This window comes from bacterium Unc6 (genome assembly GCA_013626165.1).
GTDB lineage: Bacteria > Omnitrophota > Gorgyraeia > Velesiimonadales > Velesiimonadaceae > Velesiimonas > Velesiimonas alkalicola.
In genome coordinates this window covers 56,014-66,748 of the sequence record NDHX01000009.1, presented here as the reverse complement: position 1 = coordinate 66,748, position 10,735 = coordinate 56,014, and the positions used below count along the sequence as shown (strand labels likewise).

The window sequence follows — 10,735 nt, the reverse complement described above, 5'->3', positions numbered from 1 at the left end:
AGCCCCATGTAAACATAGGCACGATAGGGCATGTGGACCATGGGAAAACGACCTTAACAGCGGCAATTACCCAGATATTAGCCCGGGATGGGAAAACCGAAGCCAAGAGCTTGAGTGAGATAGACAATGCCCCCGAGGAGAAGGAGCGAGGCTTAACCATAGCCATATCCCATGTAGAGTATGAAACGGAAGCCCGGCATTATGCCCACATAGACTGTCCGGGACATGCGGAAAAGGACTTTACGCCTATTCCAGGTGAGAGGTATTTGATCTACAAACTGGTCCGCCAGGAAATGGAGAAAGCAGGGCTTGACCTCCCTATTCTGGCACCTGCTTATGCGCATGGTGTTTGGACAGATACAGTGCTGATGCAGGCTATGGTGCTGGCGCCGGAGATTGTATTCCGGCATTTTGCCCTTGCCACTAAGACGGCACTTGCTCTTGTTGAAAGATATGTTGAGCTTGGTATTGAAATGATCGGAGTGGGAGGTGATTTTGCCGGCAACCGGGGGCCGTTGATCTCTCCGCTGTTATATCAGAAATTTATCGTGCCCGAAGTCCGTAAACTCTCCCAGAGGATCCATGCGGCGGGAAAAACAGCGGTAAACGCAAGCGACGGCAACCTCTGGCCGGTCATTGACGATTTCCTTTTGGGCTGTGAAGTAGACGGGTACATTGAGATCGACCTCAGGGCCGGGATGGAACTGCCGGAACTCAAGAGGAAATTCGGCTCGAAAATAACCTTTTTTGGAAATCTTGACTGTGCTAATCTATTATCTTTTGGCACACCGGCGCAGGTAAAAGAACATACCAAAGATTGTTTGCGAAAGGGTCTGGGTAACGGCGGGCATATCCTCTGTTGCAACAATGCCATTACAGAAAGTGTCCCGGTCGCAAATTACCGGGCTATTGGCGAAGGTTACCGGGAATTCTTTGGGTTGTAATTCGCCAGGCTAAACAATGAAACGAAGGGTAAAAAAATGAAGTTAAGGACGTTAGGGGATACCGCGATCAGACCGCATTCTGATTTCTCGCAACTCCTAAAGGTATTGTGGCGGGATGGAAAACCCAAACATGTTCCTTTTTACGAATTTTTCGTGAATCTCCCGGTTATGGAGACCAGCCTTGGTAAAAAACTCCCGGATAGCGCTTCCACCGTAGAATTCTATTATAGGGCCGGGTATGATTACTTGCCGGTTTGGCCCGGTCTTCCGATGGAGACAGGAGATCTCAAAGATACCAGGCCGGGTTATCCTATTAAAGACAGGGAAGGTTTTCGAAAATATCCCTGGCCGAACGAGTCTGAAATTACATTTTCCGAATTCGAAGCTGTGTCACCTATTCTGCCGGCGGGGATGAAGATCATCGGGCAAACAGGGGGTATCTTTGAGATGGCTCAGGCGCTTTGCGGTTACCAAGGTCTATGCCTGTTTCTGTCCGATGACCGCAAACTGGTATCCGACATCTTTGAACGCATCGGATTATTGTATGAAACGATGTATGCCGGTATGGCTTGCATCAAAGAAGTGGGCGCGGTGGTCATCAGTGATGATATGGGATTTAAGACTCAGACATTGATCTCTCCTGATGACTTAAAAGAATTTGTTTTGCCATGGCATAAGAGATTGGTCAAGATCATCCATAAAAACAAAAAGCCGTGTATCCTTCATTCCTGCGGACAGCTTTCAGCGATAATGGATGACTTGATCGAGGACGTTGGAATAGACGCGAAACATTCGTATGAAGGTATTATTCTTCCTGTTGCCGAGGCAAAGAAACTGTATGGTGACAGGATTGCGATTCTGGGCGGTTTCGATATTGATAGGCTTTGCCGGGGCAGTCAGGAAGAAATAAGAAATTACGTTGATTTTTTGATAGACGAAGTCGGCGGGACTGGAGGATACGCTCTCGGTTCCGGAAACAGTATTGCCGATTATGTGCCTGTTGCAAACTATTTGACTATGCTTGACCAGGGATGGAAAAGGAGAAGCGGTTAACAAAGAAAAAGGAGAAAGAAGATATGGGAAGATTAAAAGTGGGTGCGTTTTTATCGTCATTCAAACTTGACTTCAGGAGTGCACTGGCAAAAGCGCAGGAGATAGGACTTGCGGGGATGCAATTGTCAAGCCTGGGCGATGAAATTGATGTGGAGGATATCTCAAACAAGAAAGCCGTTGAAATCTGCCGGATGTTCAAAGACCATAACCTGGTCATTTCCTCTGTTTGCGGAGATATCGGCGGATTTGCCCTGGAAGACGAAGCAGAAGCAAAGAAACGCGTGGAAAAGACCAAGCGAATAATGGAAAACACAAAGATGCTGGGAGTTTCCATTGTGCAGACGCACATCGGGTTCATCCCGGAAGATTTTAACGACAAAGCGGTTGTTGTCATGAGGAAGTGCCTTGAAGATATAGGCTGGTATGGAGAGAAGATTAAAGTATCCCTGGCTACTGAGACAGGCCCGGAACCGGCCTTGATAATGAAAAAATTCCTTGATACCATCAAGATTCCGACAATCAAGGTTAACTATGATCCGGCCAATCTGGCCATGAACGGGTTTGATTACATTGGTGGTGTATATGAACTGAAAGATTATATTATTCATACCCATGCCAAAGACGGAAGAAAAACACCTGACGAAAAAGGCCGCAAAGAACAGCCCCTGGGTAAAGGAGAGGTTGATTTTCCCAAGTACATTAAAGCGCTGGATGAGATTGGGTTCAATGGTTTCTATGTAATTGAACGGGAAGTCGGTGAGAATCCAGTGGAAGATATCACCGAGGCCAAGCGATTTATTGACCAATTTTAAAAAAAAGCACACCTTGGGAGAGTTCTATGAAAAAGATAAGACATGGGATTATTGGATTTAGCGTCGGACAGTGGCATGCCGAAGAATTCGAAAAGGTCCCGGAAATAGAGGTTACAGCAGTAGCGGACATCTCGCCGGATCTGCTGAGAATGGCAAAAGACAAGGGAATCAAAAAACTCTATTCTAATTATCAGGAACTTTGCCAGGATCCTGATATTGATTCAGTAAGTGTCTGCCTTCCGAATTTTCTACACGCTCCAGCTGTCATAAAAGCGCTTGAGGCCGGCAAACACGTTCTTTGTGAGAAACCTCTGGCACATAATCTGGAGGACGGCAAAAGGATAGCAGAGGCGGCTGGGAAAAGCGATAAACTGGTTATGCTGGCTATGAAATTTCGTTTTTTACCTGAAACAGCATTTATTGTAGACAAGTTCCGGAAAGGTGAATTCGGAGATATCTATTACAGCTATACAACATACCTGCGTCCTTTGGGAGGGATACCTAACAAGCCCTCCTTTATTTGCCGGAAAAATTCCGGCGGAGGCAGTATGATTGATAACGGCGTGCACTTCCTGGATCTACAATGGCACCTTATGGGACATCCTAAGCCCGTCCACGCCCTTGGAATGACCTGTGCTAAATTCGGCCCATCATTATCTAAAGATTTTGATGTCGATGATTTCGCCGCAGGCATGATCCGCTTTTCCAATGGCTCAACCGCTGTTTTAGAAAACGCCTGGGCATGCATGACCCAAAAAGGAACATTCGGTTTGAGATATCTGGGGACTAAAGCCGGGGCAACCATCTGGCCCTTTTCAGTAAGTGAAGGAAGAGACGGTAAAGTAGAAGATATAACACCGGATCTTGCCGGGTATAAACACGTTTCCCAATTTCAGCATTTTGCCGACTGCATTTTAAAAGGGGTAAAATGTATTTCTCCAATAGAAGAGGGATTAGAACTGCTTAAGATGCTGGATGCGTTATATAGTTCCTCTAAACAGGGAAAGGGAGTGGATATACCCTGAAAAAGCTATTGATTATTTGTAACGTTTCTTCCCATAAAGAGCCTTAAATTCTTGCCGGTTATTATCAGTTTTAAGGAGAACTTAAAGCTGAGACCATCCTTTCCCTTACCATCCTTAAATAATCCAGCATCTTCCAGTCGCATGCCTGCATCTTAGCTCAAAAACGGCTTTCGGTAAAGCATAATATAACAAAGACTTAAGTGGGCAAATGTTCTATGCTTTGTATGCTTCAAAAAAGTTTGACAGTGTTGATCTGTTATGCTAATGTACTGGAGGGAGAGAGCAAAAAAACCGGGTTGATTGGCTTTAAAGCACGGAAAATCAAGCACAAGGAGTTCTTGAAAAGGCCCATTGGTTTGCAAAAATGCAAACTAATCAATTGTTCGCGAATTATCAGGTGAAGCGAATTGTTAGGAGGTGTGTGCATGACAGCAATTGCTAACTTGCGTTGCGAGCATCTTGACAACCCGATGGGTATGGAAACGCCCGCACCGAGACTAAGCTGGCGTATGGAGGCGGACAGGCGTGGAGCCCGTCAAACGGCTTGGGACAAAATATTTCAAGAAGTTTAAAAATAAGATACTTTCAGTACTGAAAGACAAAAAGATAATCAAGACAAGCCAGCAGATGGTGGATGCTACGGTGTATCCGGCAAACATCAAATATCTGACAAATATATGGGTTATAGAAAGCGCTAGGCAGTGGGTGGTAGAAACGATAAAAAGAGTAAGAAAAACTGAAGGGCTCAAAAAGAAAATCAGGACTTACTGTTGGAAAGCAAAAAAAATGTTATTCAGGCTTTACAAAGAAGAGGCAGCACACGATTAAAAAAGTACGGCAAGTCAAGAAGCAATTATTACAATGGACAAGGCGAAATATCAGGCAGTTAGAAGAACTAATGAGACAGGCAAAAGAATTACCAACCAGAGTAAGCATTGTAACGAAGGAAAAGGTCAAGGTTGCCCGTAAGATTTGCAAACAACAGTTAGAGATGTTGAAAGATAAAACCCATAGTGTTAAAGACCGAATAGTAAGTTTTCACAAGCCGAACATCAGACCGATTGTAAGAGAAAAAGCGGACAAGAAAGTAGAATTTGGTCCGAAAATAAGTGTAAGTCATGTTGACAGATATTTATTATTAGATAAATTTTTAACGGAAGCATATCACAAAAGCGCTGTACTAAACGAGAGTATTTCCCTCTATGAGGAACGGCTTGGGAAAAAGCCGGAGGTAGTCATCACCGATAAAATTTACGGTAGTAAAACCAACCGAGAGATGTGGCAGATGAAGAAATAAAAGCAGCGTTTGTGCCGTTGGGACGGAAAACTTTTGCGTCAGATTGAAGGCCAGGATTGGTGTTTCAAAAGTTCACTACGGGTTAGAGCGGTAAACTTTACAAAAACGAGGAGTTAAACATCCGATTGGGGCTGGTGGCGATGAACTTATCCACAACAATCGCAAGAATTTAATAAAGTCAAACAGGGTGAGCAACAAAATAGTAAATGTGAGAGGGCGTCTGTTTCAAAATATTGATAAAAAATAGTTTTTCAGCAGACCCTATTTAATAATTTAATATGATAGACCTGCATACACATTCATTATTAAGCGACGGGGTTCTTTTGCCATCAGAACTTGTAAGAAGGGCATATGTCAAGGGCTATAAAGTGATTGCCATAACTGACCACATAGATGCATCTAACCTTGAAAATGTACTGCCCGGACTTATCAATGCGTGCGCCACACTTGACAAAAAAGGTATGATAAGGGTTATACCCGGTGTTGAGATTACGCATGTAAGACCTGATGATACAAGAGAAATTGTAGAACAGGCAAGAATTTTAGGAGCAAAAATAGTTCTTGTCCACGGTGAGACACTTGTAGAACCTGTTCAGGCTGGAACGAATAAAACTGCTCTTGGCCTTGATATAGATATTCTTACACATCCGGGTCTTATTACATTGGAAGAAGCAAGGATTGCTGCAAAAAAAGGCATAAGACTTGAAATATCCTGCAGGAAAGGGCATTGCCTTTCAAACGGCCATATCGTAAAGATTGCAAAAAAAGCCGGTGCAAAACTTGTTCTTAATACAGACTCTCATAAACCGGATGATTTAAGAACAGATGAAGAGGTAAAAAAAATTGCAATCGGCGCAGGATTAGAACTGGAAGACTGGAAAAAAATCTGTTCTGATACCATTGAGTTTGTGAAAAAGTTTTTCAAGTGATACGCCCTAATATGATAAAAAAAGCAGTTATACTTGCCGCAGGGCTTGGGACAAGGATGCAAAAAAAAGACCCTGCTGTTGTTCTTGATAAGGAAACAGAATCTTTTGCCGATGAAGGTGCAAAAGGGTTGATTAAAATATCACAAACCCCCTTTATTGATTATGTTATAGACCAATTTTTGCAGGCAGGAATAAAAGAGTTCTGTTTTGTGATAAGACCTGTAGAAGATAAAATACAAGGACACTTAAAAAACCTAAAAAAGGCACACCCGGACATAAAAATATCTTTTGCTATTCAGAAACATCAAAAGGGAACAGCCGATGCGGTTCTTTGTGCAGAAGAGTTTGCAGGTAAAGACGAGTTTATTCTTTCTAACTATGATAATGTGTATGGTGTGGGAACATTGAAAAAATTGTGTTCAACAAAACCAAAAGTCTGTTATGTTGCAGCATATAAAAAAAGTTTTTTATTAAAAAACAGCAATATAAGAAAAGAAAGATTTAAAGGATTTGGTATTATACAATATAATGAACATTCAAGTCTTATAAGAATAGTTGAAAAACCTGAAGACCCTAAAAAATATAGTACAGAGGGAAGTATATATCTAAATATGAATCTTTTTAAGTTCACACCAGATATATTTAAAGCCTGCAGGTCTATAGGTTATGACCTAAAAAGAAACGAATATGAACTTCCTTCTGCTGTGCAGTATCTTGTTGACAAAAAATTTCCATTTTATATAATAAAAGGGTGTGATATAATTGTAGATATAACAGAAAGAAAAGATATACAAACCGCAAGAGAAATGTTAAAGAGTGTAAGGATAGAGAAACTAAAAAAACAAGGTGGCGGGTAAGAGCCGTCGTTTGTGAAAGCCGTTGTTTGTATACCGTATTCCGTATATAGTTGCCCGTTTTTTACGGAATACGATATACGAAATACGGTCTACGAAAGAAAATAGGAGGTGTATATGGTAGAATATGATTTTTTAAAAGACCCAAAGGCAGTAGAAGAAATTAACAAGTTCAAGTGGGTTGAAAGTGAAAAGGCAGGCTATGATATTGGATTTGAAAAAGCTGCCAAAGATTGGATTGAAAAACATGGTGATGCCTATCTTGAAAAATGTTGTAAAAAAACTGCCCCGACTGTTAAAAAAGCAACATCTTGCTCTAGTGGAAAGCCATCAAAAATAACGAAGAGAAAATAGGCAAAGTGCAAATTGAGACCCTTACAAAACCCTAATAACGGGTGACAGGTAACTGGCATTCCGGTGCTCTGGTGCGCGGGTGCCCTGGTGCTCTGGTGTGTGGGATTGGGGTTGTGCCGTCGGGAACTTAAGTATCTTATGTCAATAATAAAAATAAAAGATTTGCCTAAAAAAGATGTGCCAATACCTTTTCGGGCAGAAACTTATTTTGATTTTAAGGCTCATCCTTTTGTTCATAAAGATATATTTAAAAAAGCAGGTTCTGTTGTTTCTGTTCTTGATGTTATAGGAGATTATATACTAAAATGGTTACAGAACAGAACAAAAGATAGAAAAAATTATGTAGAAAGGCCCCTCCTGCTTACTTCTCCAATCTCTGGCAAACTTAAGGTCATATCTGATGGAGATGTGGTATTTAAGCCTCTCTCAGTATTTTCTTTTCCTGTAAATGATTTTGCAGAACCAGATCCTATTTTTGTATCAAAAGGGTCTGTTGTTTTTGGTACAAATCTTTTTGTTTCTGAAGGTGGTTTATTTATAGGCAAAGATACGACAGTTGAGCCCTGTTCAACCATAAAAGGACCTGTAATTATAGGAGACAGATGTCAGATCAGAGGCAATGCATATATAAGAGGACCTGTTATTATTGGAAATGATGTTATAGTAGGAGGAGAGATAAAAAACAGTATCTTGATGGATGGCGCCAAATTTCCTCATATTTCATATTTAGGTGATAGTATTTGTGGATATAAATCGCATTTTGGAAACCAGGCCACAAGTGCAAACTTTGGTATATTTTCCTCAACCGGACAAAAAAAGAATGTAATTATAGAATATGAAGGTGAAAAGTATGATCTTGGAAGAAGAAAAATAGGCGTTGTATTAGGTGATTTTTCACAAGTGGGATGCAGTTGTGTAACATCACCTGGAACATTTATAGGTAAAAATACAGTTGTGTACCCGCTTGCACTTCTTCCAAAAGGTTTTTATCCATCAGAGAGCATCATAAAATACAAACCCAACGAACACATAGAAATTGTAGAACGGTTATGAATCTGCAACCCCTGCTAGTTCTTCTTGTGAATACTGCCCCTCCAATATGAGTTTCCCGTTGCCGTCCACTTTAAATTTCGCGCTTTCCCAGTTAAAATCTGACGGTAATTCCGTAACAACCGTAATAATATTCCATGGTATCCATCTTATTTTAATCTTTCCCACATCAACACTTTTTGCAGTCTTATAGTTACTTGTTCTATAGTGAAATACCTTGCATCTTAGTCTCAGATAATGTTCGGTTTCTTCAAGGATTTCACCGATAACAACATGGTTTTTTGCCTCCGGATATTCTTTTTTCTGTCTTATCTTAACAATTGTTCTTTTTTCCATAACACCCTCCGCTGAATTACATATTATCTGCGGGTTTGTGAAAACAATGTGGAGGAAAGGTGAAAAAATTGTAAAATTTATCTGTCTGCCTCAGCCCTGACTTGGGGGGCGGGTAGGTGGGTTGGCAACCGGAATTGTAAAACTAAATGTTGAACCTTTTCCCATTTCCGATCTTACCCAGATATCTCCATTATGTGCCTGAACAATATGTTTTACTATTGAAAGTCCAAGCCCTGTGCCTCCTGTTTCAATTGACCTTGCCCTATCCACACGGTAAAATCTTTCAAACATTCTTTGTATGTCTTTTTCCGGTATTCCGATACCTGTGTCTGACACATCAATCTGGATGGTGCCATCTTTTGAAAATGCAGATATTGTAATATTCCCACCGCCGGGTGTATATCTTATAGCGTTATCAAGAAGATTAAGGAAAACTTGTGATAATTTTGAGTCGTCTGCTTTAATCATCGGAATATTTTTGGGAATGTTTAATATTAATTGAATCTGTTTTGACTTCACTTGTGTTTCTATAATAGACACAACCTTTTTTATCGTTGTTGATATGTCAATATCCTGAAAAACGAGCTTCATTCTGCTTGATTCTAATTTGGAAAGGTCCAAAAGGTCATTGATAAGCCTGCAAAGTCTTTCACTGGCTTTATATATAATACTTACGAATTCTCTGTTATGTTTTTTATCATCTATACCGCTCTTAAGAAGTGTTTCCGCATAGCCATGGATACTGGAAACAGGCGTTCTTAATTCATGTGATACATTTGCTACAAAATCCTGTCTTACCTTTTCAAGTTTTCTTATCTGTGTTATATCATGGAATACTAAAACAGCACCTTCTACACTTGCATTTCTTTGGACAGGGGCACTGTTTATCTTAAGGGTCTTTTCCTCAAATGTAGGAAGTGAGATCTCTTCGCTTATAATCTCCCCTTTAAGAGTTTTATCTACAACATCCTGGATAATATTGTTTCTTACCACCTCCAGGGGCATCTTTCCCTCAAAGGGAATGTCTATAAAAAATGTTTTTTTAAAAGACGGGTTCATAAGTCTTATGGCGCCTTTCTTATTTACGACGAGAACCCCTTCAAGCATACTTGACAGAATCGCCTCAAGTTCCGCCATACCAAACCTGTCTTTTTGATTTTCCAGTTTCAGTTCGTCTTTAAGATCTTCTTTATCAAGAGATATTTTTCTTATAACAGAAGACTGGTTATGTATTTTCATCTGCAGGTAGATTGAAACCGCTAAAAGTAAAAGTATTAGAATCAGAAAAAACATTTATTCCATCTCCTTAAACCGGTATCCGACGCCTCTTACGGTTTCTATCATATCTTTTTGTTTTCCCAATTTCTGTCTTATTCTTTTTATGTGCGTATCCACCGTTCTTGTGAAAATCTCACTTTCAATGCCCCATACATCCGAAAGTAAATCTTCCCGGGATTGCACCCTTCCTGCTCTTTCGATAAGAAGAAGCAGCAGTTTGAATTCCATCGCGGTAAAAGGAACATCCTTGTTTTTTACCGTAATCTTATGTTTTGGTATATCAATTGTTATATCGCCTATGTTTATGGTTTCTTCCGGCTTTTTTTCCTCTTTTCTTTTTAGGACCGCTTTTATCCTGAGTACAAGTTCTCTTATGCTGAATGGCTTTACAATATAGTCATCCGCTCCAAGTTCAAGCCCTACAACCCTGTCAACCTCTTGACCCTTTGCTGTAAGCATAATGATAGGTACGCTTTTAAGGCTACTGTGCTGTTTTATAATGCGGCAGAATTCAAAACCATCCATACCCGGAAGCATTATATCAAGTATTACTAAATTGGCTGCCCTATTTTTTAATATTTCAATCGCCTTTTCTCCGTTTGAGACAACCGTGCAATCATAATGTTCCCTTTCAAGATTATATTTTACAAGTTTTGATATGTGTGGGTCATCTTCAATAATAAGTATGTTCAACCTGCTCATAGTATCATATTAACATAAATAAAGTTTTTTTCAATACCCGACCTACCGAGCCCCCGGACAAGTTAAGGGCAAGCCCTCAACAAGGACGATGGGAAAGGGAA

13 protein-coding genes are annotated in these 10,735 nt (G+C 40.5%); 10 read left to right on the top strand and 3 right to left on the bottom strand.

Annotated elements, in window-relative coordinates:
• Positions 1-32 precede the first annotated feature (32 nt).
• From B9J78_05185 to B9J78_05140, 10 genes are all read left to right on the top strand, one after another.
• Positions 33-944: a hypothetical protein gene (locus tag B9J78_05185; GenBank protein MBA2124312.1), complete on the top strand. Its 912-nt coding sequence runs from the start codon at positions 33-35 to the stop codon at positions 942-944.
• A gap of 36 nt (positions 945-980) precedes the next feature.
• The gene (locus tag B9J78_05180) at positions 981-1,997 is read left to right on the top strand and encodes a hypothetical protein (protein ID MBA2124311.1); all 1,017 of its coding nucleotides are present in this window, start codon (positions 981-983) and stop codon (positions 1,995-1,997) included.
• The gene (locus tag B9J78_05175; protein ID MBA2124310.1) at positions 1,976-2,809 is read left to right on the top strand and encodes a hypothetical protein; all 834 of its coding nucleotides are present in this window, start codon (positions 1,976-1,978) and stop codon (positions 2,807-2,809) included. The genes B9J78_05180 and B9J78_05175 overlap by 22 nt, the downstream gene beginning before the upstream one ends.
• Positions 2,810-2,835: 26 nt before the next feature.
• Positions 2,836-3,834, top strand: coding sequence for a hypothetical protein (locus B9J78_05170; GenBank protein MBA2124309.1), 999 nt, complete (start codon positions 2,836-2,838; stop codon positions 3,832-3,834).
• A 525-nt stretch (positions 3,835-4,359) separates the two neighbouring features.
• On the top strand, positions 4,360-4,662 hold the full coding sequence (locus B9J78_05165) for a hypothetical protein (protein ID MBA2124308.1): 303 nt from the start codon (positions 4,360-4,362) through the stop codon (positions 4,660-4,662).
• Positions 4,663-4,732: 70 nt separating this feature from the next.
• Positions 4,733-5,131: a hypothetical protein gene (locus tag B9J78_05160; protein MBA2124307.1), complete on the top strand. Its 399-nt coding sequence runs from the start codon at positions 4,733-4,735 to the stop codon at positions 5,129-5,131.
• A gap of 278 nt (positions 5,132-5,409) precedes the next feature.
• The gene (locus tag B9J78_05155; GenBank protein ID MBA2124306.1) at positions 5,410-6,060 is read left to right on the top strand and encodes a PHP domain-containing protein; all 651 of its coding nucleotides are present in this window, start codon (positions 5,410-5,412) and stop codon (positions 6,058-6,060) included.
• Positions 6,061-6,071: 11 nt separating this feature from the next.
• Positions 6,072-6,917, top strand: coding sequence for a hypothetical protein (locus tag B9J78_05150; protein MBA2124305.1), 846 nt, complete (start codon positions 6,072-6,074; stop codon positions 6,915-6,917).
• 114 nt (positions 6,918-7,031) lie between these two features.
• Positions 7,032-7,268, top strand: coding sequence for a hypothetical protein (locus B9J78_05145; protein MBA2124304.1), 237 nt, complete (start codon positions 7,032-7,034; stop codon positions 7,266-7,268).
• A 138-nt stretch (positions 7,269-7,406) separates the two neighbouring features.
• A complete protein-coding gene (locus tag B9J78_05140) occupies positions 7,407-8,321 on the top strand; it encodes a hypothetical protein (protein ID MBA2124303.1) in 915 nt (304 codons plus the stop codon).
• Here the strand turns inward: B9J78_05140 and B9J78_05135 are convergent.
• The 3 genes from B9J78_05135 to B9J78_05125 form a co-directional block, all read right to left on the bottom strand.
• A complete protein-coding gene (locus B9J78_05135; protein ID MBA2124302.1) occupies positions 8,316-8,654 on the bottom strand; it encodes a hypothetical protein in 339 nt (112 codons plus the stop codon). The two genes, B9J78_05140 and B9J78_05135, sit on opposite strands and share 6 nt — an antisense overlap.
• Before the next feature lie 90 nt (positions 8,655-8,744).
• Complete coding sequence (locus B9J78_05130) at positions 8,745-9,947, bottom strand: hypothetical protein (protein MBA2124301.1); 1,203 nt, start codon at positions 9,945-9,947, stop codon at positions 8,745-8,747.
• Complete coding sequence (locus B9J78_05125) at positions 9,948-10,634, bottom strand: DNA-binding response regulator (GenBank protein MBA2124300.1); 687 nt, start codon at positions 10,632-10,634, stop codon at positions 9,948-9,950.
• Positions 10,635-10,735: the final 101 nt, after the last annotated feature.